Source organism: Cellulomonas uda, from assembly GCF_006538705.1.
GTDB classification, from domain to species: Bacteria; Actinomycetota; Actinomycetes; order Actinomycetales; family Cellulomonadaceae; genus Cellulomonas; species Cellulomonas uda.
Genome location: NZ_BJLP01000029.1, coordinates 37,508 through 51,476, shown reverse-complemented (window position 1 = coordinate 51,476; position 13,969 = coordinate 37,508). Strand labels below are relative to the sequence as shown.

Here is a 13,969-nt window from a genome sequence, read left to right as displayed (position 1 = left end):
CCCGCCGAGCCCCTGGGCCGGCGGGCGTCGCAGCGCGCGAGCAGGTCAGACGACCTTGGCGGTGCTCGCCGACGACCGCGACTGCGACACGTACCCCGACCGCGAGCCCGTGACCCGCACGTGCAGGCGCGCCCCACGGTCCGCCTTCGCCACGACGTAGGTCTTGCCCGTCGCGCCGGAGATCGCCGTGCCGTTGCGGTACCAGCGGTAGGTGAACGTGACGCCCGAGGGCTTCCACGTGCCGACCTTCGCGGTGAGCGTCCGGCCGACCTTCGCGGTGCCGCTCACGGTCGGCGTCGCGGGCACGAGGACGCCCTTGACCGTCGCCGTGCTCGCCGACGTGCGCGACGCCGTGTCGTAGCCCGCGCGGGCGCCCGTGACCTTGACCTTCACCCTCGCGCCGCGGTCCGCCGCCTTGAGCGTGTAGGTCTTGCCGGTCGCCCCGCTGATCGCCGTGCTCCCGCGGTACCACTGGTAGGTGAGGGTCGTCGGGGTCGGCGACCACGTGCCGACCTTCGCGGTGAGGGTCTGGCCGACGACCGCGGTGCCCGCGACCGTCGGGGTCGCGGGCGTGAACGCCAGGCCCGGGACCCGCACCTTCGCCGTCGCGAGGCGCTCGCCACCGCCGCTCGCCGTGAACCGGGCGCGCACCTCGACGGTCGCGGTGCGGTGCGCCGCCGTGACGGCGAAGGTCGTGCCGTAGCCGGCCGGGACGCCGTTCACGTACCACTCGGACCAGACCGACGAACCGGCGGGCGAGAGGGCGCCGTGCGACGCGGTGAGGGTCTGGCCGGGTGCGGGCGTGCCCGTGATCGTCAGCGGCGAGGTGACCGTCGGAGCGGTCCGGCCGATCGGGCCCAGCGAGGTGAGCCGGGTGGCGGTCGCGTACCCGCTGCGCCGTCCCGTGACCTCGACGCCGACCTGCATGCCCTGCTGCGCGCTCGTCGTCGTGAACGTCGCGGCCGTCGCACCCGGGATCTGCTCGCGCCCACCGGCCTCCGAGTACGTGTACCAGCGGTAGCTCAGGCTCACCGTGCCGGGGCCCCACGTCCCGGGGGACGCGGTGAGCGTCGTCCCCGTGTCCGTGCTGCCGACGATCGCGGGGTAGCCGAGGGTCAGCGCCTTGCCTGCCGTCGGCATGACGACGGTGACGTCCACGCGCTGACCCACGTCCGTGAACGAGATGTCGCTCGCGTCGGCGAGCGCGACGCCGGACCCGCCGCCCGCGTCCCAGCACCCGTCGGTGTGGCGGACCGCGGGCGTCCACCTGCCCATGCCCTCGTCGGTCGGCTGGTACCAGGAGTCGGTGAAGCAGAGCCGCCACGTCGTGCCGGGGTCCGCCGCGAACCACATGCGACCGCCCTCGTCGGTCAGCAGCGGCCCGTACTGGCGGCCGAGCCACGCACCGGTGTCCGGGTGCTGCTCGAGGACGTCCCACGCGATGTTCTCGAGCGGGGCCCCGTGCTCGTCGACCGCGTGCCCGACGAAGCCCGAGGTCGGCCGCAACCGGAACGCCACGCCCGTCAGGTCGCTCGTGCCCGTGTCGAACGTCGTCCACGCCTCGACCCCGGCGGTGCCGTCCCACGTCTGGTGCCGCCACAGGTCCTCGGCCGCCCAGTCGTCGTCGACCGAGAGCTCGCTGCGGCCGGGCGGGACGGCCGCGATGGTGAACCGGCCGTCGCTCGCGGTCGTGGCCGACAGCACGCGGCCACCGCCGTCGGGGCTGATCGAGACGACCAGGTCCGCGATCGGCTGGTCGGCCTCGTCGGTCACGCGGCCGGACACGGAGATGGTGTCGGCGGCGTGCGCGGGCAGCGCCGGGGCCAGTGTCGCGAGGAGCAGGGCGACCACGACGGACGCGGTCCTGCCTCGTCGTCGCAGGGGAGTGCGGGGGCGGTCGGGCAGGTGCACGGTCGTGTCCTCAGGGTCGGTCGTCGTGGCCAGGGCACTCGGGGGCTGCGTCATCGTATGCGCGTGCACGGCACGAAAGGCCCGGGTTCGTCCCGCGACGCACGGTTCACCCGACCGTGGTGCGCCGACGGTATCGGTGGTGCGCCGTTCGGGGCGTCGCTGCCGTGCGCGCGGGCGCGGGCACGCCTAGCGTGGAGGCGGGCCCGGCCGGTGCCGGCCGGGGCCGCACACGAGCCGAGAGGAGCCGGGCATGAGCGAGCAGGACGCGGCCCACAAGCTGGCCGAGGCGCGTCGCGTCGCGACGGAGGAGCTGTTCAAGCAGGGCACGCCGGAGTACGACCAGCGCGCGCACCAGCGAGCCGTCGAGGCCGAGCGCAAGGCCGCCGAGGCGGCCCAGGCGGCGAAGGCGGACGGCGAGCACTGAGCCGGCGGGGGAGCCGGGTCGGGCTGACGCGCGACGACGAGGGCCGGGCGGCTGCGGACGCCCGGCCCTCGTGCTAGTCGTCCACGTGCTCGTCGTCCGTGCTCGCGCTCGCGCTCGTGCTCGTGATCGTGCCCGGCGGGGCGCTGCCGAGCGCGCCGCGCCGTGGGACGGACGTGCGCGAAGGCCCTTCGACCATGTATCTTGACGTCGAGATAACTGGTCGTCCCACCGGCGTCGTCACGGCCTAGGCTGGCATCGACGCCCTGCGGTCCGGAGGACCCCGTCCCCGGCGCACTCGCCCCAGAAGGAGCCGCCCGTGAGCACCGTCGACAGCTTCGGATCCAAGGGAACGCTGCAGGTCGGTGACGCCTCGTACGAGGTGTACCGCCTGTCCGCCGTCCCCGGACTGGAGCGACTGCCCTTCAGCCTCAAGGTCCTCGCCGAGAACCTGCTGCGCACGGAGGACGGCGCGAACATCACGGCGGACCACATCCGGGCGCTCGCCACGTGGGACCCCGATGCGCAGCCCGACACGGAGATCCAGTTCACGCCCGCGCGCGTGATCATGCAGGACTTCACGGGCGTCCCGTGCGTCGTCGACCTCGCGACGATGCGCGAGGCCGTCGCCGAGCTCGGTGGCGACCCGGAGCGCATCAACCCGCTCGCCCCGGCCGAGATGGTCATCGACCACTCCGTGCAGATCGACGTGGCCGGCCGCGCCGACGCGTTCGAGCGCAACGTCGAGCTCGAGTACCAGCGCAACCGCGAGCGCTACCAGTTCCTGCGCTGGGGCCAGACCGCGTTCGACGACTTCAAGGTCGTCCCGCCGGGCACCGGCATCGTGCACCAGGTGAACATCGAGTACCTGGCGCGCGGCGTCATGGTCCGCGACGGCAAGGCGTACCCCGACACGTGCGTCGGCACCGACTCGCACACGACGATGGTCAACGGCCTCGGCGTGCTCGGCTGGGGCGTCGGCGGCATCGAGGCCGAGGCCGCCATGCTCGGCCAGCCCGTCTCGATGCTCATCCCGCGCGTCGTCGGGTTCAAGCTCACGGGCACCATCCCCGCGGGCGTCACCGCGACCGACGTCGTGCTCACGATCACCCAGAAGCTGCGCCAGCACGGCGTGGTCGGCAAGTTCGTCGAGTTCTACGGCGAGGGCGTGGCGGCCGTGCCGCTCGCGAACCGCGCGACGATCGGCAACATGAGCCCCGAGTTCGGCTCGACCGTCGCGATCTTCCCGATCGACGGCGTGACGATCGACTACCTGCGCCTGACCGGCCGCTCGGCCGAGCAGCTCGCGCTCGTCGAGGCGTACGCCAAGGAGCAGGGCCTGTGGCTCGACCCCTCGGCAGAGGGCTACACCGAGCCGGTGTTCTCGGAGTACCTCGAGCTCGACCTGTCGACGGTCGTGCCGTCGATCGCCGGCCCGAAGCGCCCGCAGGACCGCATCGAGCTCTCGAAGGCCAAGGAGCAGTTCCAGCGGGACCTGCCGACCTACGCGCCCGAGCTCAACCAGGTCGACGAGGCCGAGCGTGAGTCGTTCCCGGCGTCGGACTCGCCCGCGATCTCGTCGTCGGCGACCCGCACGTACTCGGTCACGGACAGCGAGGGCCGCGCGTTCGAGCTGTTCCACGGTGCGGTCGCGATCGCCTCGATCACGTCGTGCACCAACACCTCGAACCCGTCGGTCATGATGGCCGCCGCGCTGCTCGCGAAGAACGCGGTCGAGAAGGGCCTCGTCGCCAAGCCGTGGGTCAAGACGTCGATGGCGCCCGGCTCGCAGGTCGTGACGAACTACTACGAGAAGGCCGGCCTGTGGCCGTACCTCGAGAAGCTCGGCTTCCACCTGGTCGGCTACGGCTGCGCGACGTGCATCGGCAACTCCGGTCCGCTCGACGAGAAGGTGTCGGCCGTGGTGCAGGAGCACGACCTGGCGGTCGCCGCGGTGCTCTCCGGCAACCGCAACTTCGAGGGTCGCATCAACCCCGACGTGAAGATGAACTACCTCGCGTCGCCGCCGCTGGTCATCGCGTACGCGCTCGCCGGGACCATGGACTTCGACTTCGAGGCCGACCCGCTGGGCCGCACCGAGGACGGGCACCCGATCTTCCTGGCCGACATCTGGCCCGCGCCCGAGCAGGTGCAGGCCACGATCGACGCGTCCATCGACCGCGAGATGTTCGAGGACGACTACGCCGACGTGTTCTCCGGCGACGAGCGCTGGCGCGGGCTGGACACGCCCGAGGGCAACGTCTTCTCGTGGGACCCGCAGTCGACGTACGTGCGCAAGCCCCCGTACTTCGACGGCATGGGCGCCACGCCCGAGCCCGTCACGGACATCTCGGGTGCGCGCGTGCTCGCCAAGCTGGGCGACTCGGTCACGACCGACCACATCAGCCCCGCGGGCTCGATCAAGGCGGACAGCCCGGCCGGCGTCTACCTCGCCGAGCACGGCGTCGAGCGTCGTGACTTCAACTCCTACGGCTCGCGCCGCGGGAACCACGAGGTCATGATCCGCGGCACGTTCGCGAACATCCGGCTGCGCAACCAGCTCGTGCCCGGCGTCGAGGGCGGGTTCACCAAGAACCTCCTCACGGGCGAGGACACGACGATCTACGACGCGTCGGTCGCCTACCAGGCAGCGGGCGTCCCGCTGGTCGTCCTCGGTGGCAAGGAGTACGGCTCGGGCTCGTCGCGCGACTGGGCCGCCAAGGGCACGCGCCTGCTCGGCGTGCGTGCGGTGATCACCGAGTCGTTCGAGCGGATCCACCGCTCCAACCTCATCGGGATGGGCGTCCTGCCGCTGCAGTTCCCGGAGGGGGAGTCCGCCGACTCGCTCGGCCTGGACGGCACGGAGACGTTCGACATCGCCGGTGTCACCGCGCTCAACGACGGCGTGACGCCGCGGACGGTCAAGGTCACGGCGACGAAGGCCGACGGCACCGTGGTCGCGTTCGACGCCGTGGTGCGCATCGACACCCCCGGTGAGGCGGACTACTACCGCAACGGCGGCATCCTGCAGTACGTCCTGCGCCAGGTCGCCGGCGTCGCCTGACGCACTCACGCACCGACGACGAGGCCCGCCTCCGGCGCCCGCGGGAGGCGGGCCTCGTCGCGACGTCATCCGGTCGGGTGATCCCGACCGAGAGTGGCAGGTCCCCGAGCACGGTGCCTGGGATACTCCCATCGGTCGCGGCGCGCGGGTGCCGCCCGACGAACAGGATCCTGGTGCATCATCTGACTCGAACGCGCCGGGCGGTCGTCGCACTCGTCGCCGCGATCGTCCTCAGCCTGGTGGGTCTCACGCCGGCCACAGGCGTCGGCGACGCCGTCCTGTCCGGGACCGTCGTCCCACCGCCCGGCGTCCCGACGGCTGCCGGTGCCACCGTGCACGTGTACGAGCCGGACAACCCGTGGCCCCGGACGAGCGCGCCTGTGGGTGCGGACGGTGCGTTCACCGCGGGTGGCCTGGTGACAGGGGCAGGCTACGAGCTCCGCCTCGGATGGCCGGACAAGGCCGTCCTGACCGGCTACTACGAGGGCGACGCGCTCCCGCTCACGCCCCAGCATTCGTACGCACGCCCAGTGGCGCCGGGTGAGCGGCCCGTCCTCCGGCCTCGAGCCGCCGCCGCCATGTCCGGCGTGCTCGACCTGTCCGATGCCCCGGGCGTGGCGCCGACGGAGGTCACGGTGCACGCGGCCGCGTCACCGGCGCACAACGTCTGGAGCGCGAGCGAGGTGTCGACGACGGTCGACGCGGACGGCACGTTCGTGCTGGACGGGCTCGACCCCACAGCGACGTACCGCCTCGGGTGGTCGGGGCAAGGTATCCCGACCGGCTACTTCAGCGGTGGCGTCGCCGTGAGTGATGACCCGACGCCGATCCCGCCGCGCTCCGGCGTCGTCCTCCCCGTCGGTCACTACGTGCCGATCACCGGACGGGTCGAGCTGCCCGAGGGCGTGTCGTGGGACGCGACCGCGATGGACCTGCGCGTAGGGGACCTGTGGACGCCCGTCGACGACGGCAGGTTCACGCAGGAGCGGGTCCCTTCGTGGGCGACCGCGACCCTGGAGGTGGCCGACACCAGCGGACTCCTGGAGCCCGGATACCTCGCGAGTCCCGAGGGCACGACCACGCCGGATCGCGTGCGTGCGTGGCGGATCCCGGCCGGGAGTGACATCACGGTGCGCCCGGCCGCGATGGCCGCGATCTCCGGGAGGGTGATCTCAGGCGTCTCCGCAGGATCGCTGATCGCGGTCTGCAGTGCCCCGTACGCGAACTGCTTCGAGCCTGTCCCGGTGGCTGAAGACGGCTCTTTCGAGGCACGGGGGCTCGTCCCCGGTGTCTCGCACGTCGTGCAGCTGATCTCCCCGGACCTGGCAGAAGGGTTCGTGGACGGAAGCGGCGAGCTCGTCACGGAGCAGGAGGATGCGCTCGTGTTCCGTCCCCCGGCGCACGGGATCGAGGTCCCGGGCCTGACGGAGGCCGGGATCTCCGTGCGCCTGGCGGCCCCGGCAGGGGGGAACGGGTTCTGGTGCGTCACCGCGATCGACGCACGTGACCTCGAACGTGCGCGCTCGTGCGTGCAGCGTGAGGACAGCCTGGAGGTGCGTGGGCTCGGCGCCGGACGCGAGTACCGGTTGCGGGTGGATGGGGCGGTCGCGCCCGGGTGGTACGTCGACGACGACGGCCCTCTCGCACTGGAGGAGAGCGCTGCCCGCCCCGTGGCTTCCGGCGCGACCGTGCTCGTGAACCCGAGCCCGCCCGCGTCCCTCACGGGGACGGTCACGGGGGATGGCGTCCAGGGTGTCGGCGGGGTCGCCGACCTCACGTTGCTCGACTCCGTCGACGGCCGGACGGTGTACCGGACACAGGTCTACACCGCCAGCCCGTTCCGCGCATCGTTGCCGGCAGGGACGTTCGTCGTGGGCGTCAACGCGGGCCCGAACCCCGTTCCTCGTCCCGCGCAGTACCACGTCGCGGAGGGCCTGAGCACCGCGCGTTGGCAGGACGCGACGCCCGTGACGTTGACGGCGGGTGAGACCACGGAGCTGGCACTGCTCGTCGGCGGCTCGTGCGCGACCTTCGAAGGCAGGCTGGACCTGCCCCTCACAGAGCACGACCGCGTCGAGGTGCGCCTCTGGAGTGACGACCCGCGCCTGCCTCCTCGCACGTGGACGACCTTCTACGGCGATCTCGACTTCGCGGTCGAGGGACTTGTCCCCGGCACTTACCACGTGAGGGTGAGTGCTCTGGACGGCGCCTGGCCCCCGAGGAGCTTCGACGACGTGACCATCACCGGTTGCGAGCGGGTGTCCGGTGTCCACCTGGGCGACGAGCCCGTCGTCGCGTTGCCCCGGGTGTGGCTCGACGGGGGCGGAGCGCCCGGCGTCCCCGTGACAGTCAGGTCGACGACGTCGAGCGTCGTCCCCGACGAGATCCGGTACGAGTGGTACCGCGACGACGTCCCCGTCGCCGGTGCGACCGGTCCGGAGTACACCCCGGGGCCAGGGCACGTGCCCAGCAGGCTGGGGGTGCGGGTGACGCCGGTCAAGGCCGGCTACCGGTCGAGGTCCACGACGAAGACGTGGGAGATGGGCTCGCCCGGGGTGCTCACCGGGCTGACCGCCAAGGTCGAGGGAACCGCCCGACAAGGGCAACCGCTCACGGCATCCGGCGGCGGCTGGCCGGCTGACGCCACGGTCACGTGGCGGTGGGCGAGAGACGGCTGGACGATCAGGTCGGCGACCGGACCGACCTACGTCGTCGGCGAGAGCGACGAGGGGAGCACGCTCACGGCGACTGCGACGGTCGTCGTCGAGGGCTTCCGTCCGGCGACGGTCAGCGCATCCGTCGTCGCCGGGTACTGGACGTTCCGCGCGCTGGCCGAACCCGTGCTTCCGGAGCAGGTGCGCGTGGGGGTAGCGGTCCGGCCGAGCGCGCCGGTCTGGAGCACGCCGCCCGACACCTCCGCGACGACCTGGCTACGGGACGGCAAGGCGATCGCAGGTGCGACGGGGCCGACGTACACCCCGGTCGCCGCCGACGTCGGCACGCGCCTGGCCGTCCGCGTCACGGGCACGCAGGGTGCCGTGCGCAGGACGACCACGTCTCCCTCCGTCCTCGTGCAGGAGGGCGTCCTCAAGCCGACCGCAGGACCGTCCGTCACGGGCGTCGCGCGCGTCGGGGCGAAGCTGCGCACCGACGGCGGCCGCTGGCCGTCCGGGGTCACGCTGACCTACCGCTGGTTCCGAGGCGCCACCGCCATACCCGACGCCACGGGTTCGACGTACGTCCTGACTCCGGCGGACCACAAGGCACGCATGAGCGTCCAGGTCACCGCCAGGAAGCCGGGGTATACAGCAGTGTCGCGGACGAGCTCTGCGGTCGGCCCGGTGGAGAAGGGCCGGTTCGAGCTGGTGTCGGCGCCGAGGATCACCGGTAGGACCGTGCTCGGTCAGACGTTGCGCGCCAGCCGGGGGACATGGTCGACGACGCCCGCATCGGTCGCCTACCAGTGGTACCGCGACGGGTCCCCAGTGGCCGGCGCGCGATCCTCCTCGTACGGGCTCGGCACGGCCGACGTTGGCAAGCGCATCTCCGTCCGAGTGACCGTCGCAGCCCCGGCGTACGTATCGGCGAGTGCGGCCAGCGCCCGGACCACCCTGGTGGTGGGTGCGACTCCGAAGGTCTCGCTGTCCCTGTCGCCGACGACGGTCGCGCGCGGTGGTCGGGTGACGGCGCGTGTCGCCCTGACGCTGCCCGAGAGCGTCACGCAGACCAGCGGGACCGTCGTGCTGTCCGTCGGCAGGTACACGTTCCGCTACCCGACGACGGGCCGCGTCACGTCGCGCGACATCCGGATCGACGACACGGGCGCGTTCCCCGTCAGGGCCACGTTCTGGCCGCAGAGCCGGTACCTGGTCAAGAGCTCGTCGAGCACGGTCACCCTGCGGGTCACGTGAAGCTGACGTGGAGCGAACACCATCCACCAGCGGGTGTGCTCGACCACGACGCGGTGCCGCGTCAGCAGTCGTCCGGGGTTCGTGGCGCTGCGGGCGGCCCGGGCCGTGTGCGGCGAGGTCGTCGTAGCCGGACGACTCGTACGCGAGGTACAGCGTGGCGATACGACGAGGGCCCCTGCCCGCCGGGGGAAGCGGGAGGGGCCCTCGTCGTGGGGGGACGTGCGGTGCGTCAGACCGCCGAGGAGGCGAGCGTCGGCGCGTTCGGCGCGGCCGCGTCGGCCGGAGCGAGCTTGCGGATCGCGACACCCGTGACGGCGAGGACGATGCCCAGGCCCATGACCAGCAGCGCGACACCGAAGGCCACGACCGAGGTGAACAGCGACGCCCGCAGGAAGGAGCCGTTCATCGCGACGGCGCGCAGCGGGTCCTCCTTGTCGAGCTCGGCGTAGGTCTTGCCGCCGGTCGCGTCCAGCGCGTGGTGCTTGATGATGTCGGCCTGCGAGAAGGCCTCCCACGGGGTGTCGACGCGGCCGCCGGCGAATGCCGCGGCGTCGTCGGCGACCGTGATGTTCTCGGCCTTGAGGTTGACCGAGACGGCGGTCCAGGTCGCGGCACCGGCGACGAAGAAGATCGCGCCGAAGATGATGACGATGAGGCCCAGCAGGCGGGGGAGCTTGGTGGTGGAAGCGGTCGGCGTCGACATCGTGTGAAGTCCTTGTCTGATCCCTCGGTCGGAGCTTGTGGCTCCGGCGAACCGGTCCGGGTCGCTGAACTGATCGTTCACCACCGAAGACGCGTCGACCTGGGACCAACGGTCCATGTGCCTCGGGTCACATGTGGACGCGTATACACCGCGCCGACGCAGGTCAGGACGCCGCGACCTGCTCCGCCGCGTGCCGCCCGACGCGCGCCATGAGCGGGTACTCCTCGGGGTGGGCCAGGAACACGGGCACGAGCCCGGCGGCCCACGCCCGGGCCCGGCGCCAGGTCGCGTCGTCCCACGCACGCACCTGTGCGGTGCGTGCGACGAACGCCTCGCGGCCCGCGACGTCGAACGTCAGCCAGCCGGTCGCGAGGTCGCTCGCGGGGTCGCCGTGCCCCAGGTCGCCGAAGTCGAGGAGCGCGGTGAGCCGGCCGGCGTCGCTCACCAGGTTGCCGGGGTGCGGGTCGCCGTGGACCCAGACCGGCGCTCGGTCCCACACGGGTGCGGCCAGACCGTCGCGCCACGCGTCCACGAGCGCCGCACGGTGCGGGATGCCGGGCGCGTCGGTGAGCCGTGGGCCGACGACGTCGGCGCGTGACGCGAGCGAGCAGCCGCGGTACGGGTTGACCGGAGCGTCGGCGGGCGCGGGCACGTGCAGCGCCGCGAGCGCCTCGGCCAGCTCGTGCGCCCACGGCGTGCGCTCGGTGACGTCGGTCGTGGCTACGACGGTCCCGGGGAACCATGGCACGACCGTCCACGGCCACGGGTAGCGCGCCGACGGGCGGCCCGTGCGCACCGGAGCCGGCACGGGCACGGGTACCCGTGCGGCGAGCTGCGGCAGCCACCGGTGCTCGGTCGCGACGAGGGGCGCGCTCACCTCGCGGACCGGGAAGCGCAGCGCGAGCGTCTCGCCGAGCCGCCAGGTGATGTTGTCCCACCCGTGCACGCGCCCGTGCAGGGGCAGGTCGGCGAGGTCCGGGTGCTGCTCGACGAGCAGGTCCCGCGCGAGCGCAGCGCTCACCTCGACCTCGATCAGCGGGTGCCGTGGGCCGCTCACGTGGGCCCGCTCGGCTCGAACCTCTGCCGCTCGAACGCCCGGGTGCGGTCCCACGGGACCGTCCATCCCAACCCGTCGAGGATCCCGTCCAGCACGAGCGCGGTGAAGCCCCAGACCAGCACGCCGTCACCGACGACGAACGCGGGTGTCCGGAGCCGACCGCGCACACCGGCGTGCTCGACGACCCCGCGTCGGGCCGGGTCCAGCAGCTCGGCGACCGGCGTGCGGAACACCTCGACGGCCTCGCGGTGGTCGACAGCCGCGACCCGGGACGGCGTCGCCCACCACGCGACGACGGGGGTCACGAGGTTGTCGCTCACCGGGAGTGGGACGTCCGCGAGCGTGCCCAGCACCTCGACGCCCGCGGGGTCGAGACCGGTCTCCTCGACCGCCTCACGCACCGCGGCCTCGCGCGGGCCGGCGTCCTGCGGGTCGAGACCGCCACCGGGGAACGCCACCTGGCCGGGGTGGTGCCCCACCGTCGCGGACCGGCGCTGCAGCAGCACGTCGAGGTCGGCCGGCACGCGTGGCACCCCCGGTGCGTGCGCGGGGAGGTGGTCGAGCACCCCGAGCAGCACCAGCACGGCCGACCGGCGCGCGCGAGCAGGGTCGCGCAGCGCACGCGCGGGGTCCACGGGCCAGCGCACGCCGCGCTCGACGAGCGCCACGAGCTCGTCGCGTGCGTCCGCAGGGCTCAGGGGTCGGCCGGGCGAGCTCACCCGCGCGTCCGCACCTGCTCGGCGAACAGCTGCACGACCTTGCGCGCGGCGGGCACGAGGGTCGGCAGCACGCGGGCGCCGTCGAGGCGGACCTGCTCGACCTGGTCGTCCTCCAGGCCGCCCACGAGCCCGGGCGTACCGAGCCACAGCTCGAGCATCGACGCGTCGACCTCGAGGTGGAACTGCACGCCGAGCGCGCTCCCGGCGCGGAACGCCTGGACGGGCGTGACGTCCGACGACGCGAGCAGCGTCGCGCCCGGCGGCAGGTCGACCGCGTCGGAGTGCCAGTGCAGCACGGTGGGGCGCGAGCCGAGCGGGCCGAGCACGACGTCGTCGTGGTGGACGTCGACCGGTGCGAACCCGATCTCCGTGCCGTGCCGTCGCAGCAGCGGTGCGCCCAGCGCCATGCCGAGCAGCTGGGCGCCGAGGCACACGCCGAGCACCGGGACGTCCGCCTCGACCGCGGCCGCGAGCAGCCGCCGCTCGGCGGCGAGCCCGGGGTGGCCGCGGTCGTCGTCGGCGTCCATCGGACCGCCCATGACGACGAGGCCGGAGATCTCCGCGACGTCCGGCAGGGCGGGGTCCGCGGTCCCGACGACCGTGCGCACCCGCACCGGCGCGTCCAGACCGGGCGCGATCATGCCCGGTCCCTCGTACGGGACGTGCGTGAGGACCAGGACCGGGCGCACGCTCACCACCCGTCCGGGAGGGGGCGGCCCTCCTCGTAGCCGGCGGCCGACTGGATGCCGACCGTCGCACGGTCGTGGAGCTCGTCGAGCGTCGCGGCGCCGACGTACGTGGCCGCGGACCGCACCCCGGAGGTGATGTGGTCGATCAGGTCCTCGACGCCCGGCCGGCGCGCGTTCAGGTACATGCGCGAGGACGAGATGCCCTCCTCGTACAGCGCCTTGCGCGCCCGCTCGAACGCCGAGCCGCCGCGCGTGCGCGCCGCCACCGCCCGCGCGGACGCCATGCCGAACGACTCCTTGTAGAGCCGGCCCGAGCTGTCCTCGTGCAGGTCGCCGGGCGACTCGTGCGTGCCCGCGAACCACGAGCCGATCATCACCTGCGACGCACCGGCCGCGAGCGCGAGCGCGACGTCGCGCGGGTGGCGCACGCCGCCGTCCGCCCATACGTGCGCGCCGAGGCGACGCGCCTCCGCGGCGCACTCGAGGACGGCCGAGAACTGCGGCCGTCCGACGGCGGTCATCATGCGCGTCGTGCACATGGCACCCGGGCCGACGCCGACCTTGACGATGTCGGCGCCCGCCTCGACGAGGTCGCGCGTGCCTTCCGCGGTCACGACGTTGCCCGCGACGACCGGCACCTGCGGGTCGAGCGCGCGGACCGCGGCGAGCGCGTCGAGCATCTTGCGCTGGTGGCCGTGCGCGGTGTCGACCACGATCGTGTCGATGCCCGCCTCGAGCAGCGCCGCGGCCTTGGCCTTGACGTCGCCGTTGATGCCGACCGCGGCTGCGATGCGCAGGCGGCCGGAGTCGTCCAGCGCCGGGCGGTAGATGGACGAGCGCAGCGCGCCGACCTGCGTGAGCACGCCGACGAGCACGCCGTCGCGGACCACCGGGGAGAACCGGCGCCGGCTCGAGTGCAGCTTCTCGAACGCCGCCTCGAGCCCCCGCGCACCGCCGGCCTCGACGACCTCGAGGTCGACGGTGGTGGGGTGCGCGGTCATGACGTCCTCGACCTGCGTGAAGCGGTCGACGCCCTGGCAGTCGGCCTCGGTCACGACGCCGACCGGGCGGCCGTCCGCGAGGACCACCGCGGCGCCGTGCGACCGCTTGCCGATGAGCGTCAGGGCGGTGTGCACGGTGTCGTGCGGCGAGACGACGACCGCGCTCTCGACGACGGGGTGCGCGCCCTTGACGGACCGCACGACGTCCTCCACGACGTCGACCGGGATGTCCTGCGGGATGACCGCCATCCCGCCGCGGCGCGCGACCGTCTCCGCCATGCGGCGGCCCGCGACAGCCGTCATGTTCGCGACGACCACGGGGATCGTCGTGCCGGTGCCGTCGGTCGTCGCCAGGTCGACGTCGAAACGTGAGGTGACCTCGGACCGCGTCGGGACGAGGAAGACGTCGCCGTAGGTCAGGTCGGAGGTGGCCGAGTGGCCGGGCAGGAATCGCATGAGGGGTACCCCTTTCCGATGCATGCTACCCGGCGGG

The 13,969-nt window shown here is 73.2% G+C and carries 10 protein-coding genes; 3 read left to right on the top strand and 7 right to left on the bottom strand.

Translation table 11 applies throughout. From position 1 onward, the window contains the following. Positions 1-45: 45 nt before the first annotated feature. Complete coding sequence (locus CUD01_RS09720; protein WP_141320648.1) at positions 46-1,965, bottom strand: carboxypeptidase regulatory-like domain-containing protein; 1,920 nt, start codon at positions 1,963-1,965, stop codon at positions 46-48. Positions 1,966-2,161: 196 nt separating this feature from the next. On the opposite strand from CUD01_RS09720, the gene CUD01_RS09715 reads away from it, so the two are divergent. Further along, positions 2,162-2,335, top strand: coding sequence for a translation initiation factor 2 (locus CUD01_RS09715; RefSeq protein ID WP_094180187.1), 174 nt, complete (start codon positions 2,162-2,164; stop codon positions 2,333-2,335). 73 nt (positions 2,336-2,408) lie between these two features. On the opposite strand, the gene CUD01_RS17260 is transcribed toward CUD01_RS09715, so the two are convergent. After that, positions 2,409-2,531 carry a hypothetical protein gene (locus CUD01_RS17260; RefSeq protein ID WP_279589642.1) on the bottom strand — a complete coding sequence of 41 codons (123 nt, stop codon included), beginning with the start codon at positions 2,529-2,531 and terminating at the stop codon, positions 2,409-2,411. Between the two features lie 120 nt (positions 2,532-2,651). Between CUD01_RS17260 and acnA the strand changes: the two genes are divergently transcribed. Both acnA and CUD01_RS09705 read left to right on the top strand, forming a co-directional pair. Further along, a complete protein-coding gene (gene acnA, locus CUD01_RS09710; protein WP_141320646.1) occupies positions 2,652-5,396 on the top strand; it encodes an aconitate hydratase AcnA in 2,745 nt (914 codons plus the stop codon). A 173-nt stretch (positions 5,397-5,569) separates the two neighbouring features. After that, positions 5,570-9,307 (top strand): hypothetical protein, encoded by a 3,738-nt coding sequence (locus tag CUD01_RS09705; protein WP_141320644.1) that lies wholly within the window; start codon positions 5,570-5,572, stop codon positions 9,305-9,307. A gap of 229 nt (positions 9,308-9,536) precedes the next feature. Here the strand turns inward: CUD01_RS09705 and CUD01_RS09700 are convergent, their stop codons facing one another. The 5 genes from CUD01_RS09700 to CUD01_RS09680 form a co-directional block, all read right to left on the bottom strand. After that, a complete protein-coding gene (locus CUD01_RS09700) occupies positions 9,537-10,010 on the bottom strand; it encodes an aromatic ring-opening dioxygenase LigA (protein WP_141320642.1) in 474 nt (157 codons plus the stop codon). A 163-nt stretch (positions 10,011-10,173) separates the two neighbouring features. Beyond that, positions 10,174-11,067 carry a phosphotransferase gene (locus CUD01_RS09695; protein WP_244937734.1) on the bottom strand — a complete coding sequence of 298 codons (894 nt, stop codon included), beginning with the start codon at positions 11,065-11,067 and terminating at the stop codon, positions 10,174-10,176. Beyond that, positions 11,064-11,786 carry an NUDIX hydrolase gene (locus CUD01_RS09690; RefSeq protein WP_232514672.1) on the bottom strand — a complete coding sequence of 241 codons (723 nt, stop codon included), beginning with the start codon at positions 11,784-11,786 and terminating at the stop codon, positions 11,064-11,066. The genes CUD01_RS09695 and CUD01_RS09690 overlap by 4 nt, the downstream gene beginning before the upstream one ends. Then, positions 11,783-12,481: a type 1 glutamine amidotransferase gene (locus CUD01_RS09685; protein ID WP_244937733.1), complete on the bottom strand. Its 699-nt coding sequence runs from the start codon at positions 12,479-12,481 to the stop codon at positions 11,783-11,785. Before CUD01_RS09685 ends, CUD01_RS09690 begins: the two co-directional genes overlap by 4 nt. Then, on the bottom strand, positions 12,478-13,932 hold the full coding sequence (locus CUD01_RS09680; protein ID WP_141320638.1) for a GuaB1 family IMP dehydrogenase-related protein: 1,455 nt from the start codon (positions 13,930-13,932) through the stop codon (positions 12,478-12,480). Before CUD01_RS09680 ends, CUD01_RS09685 begins: the two co-directional genes overlap by 4 nt. Positions 13,933-13,969: the final 37 nt, after the last annotated feature.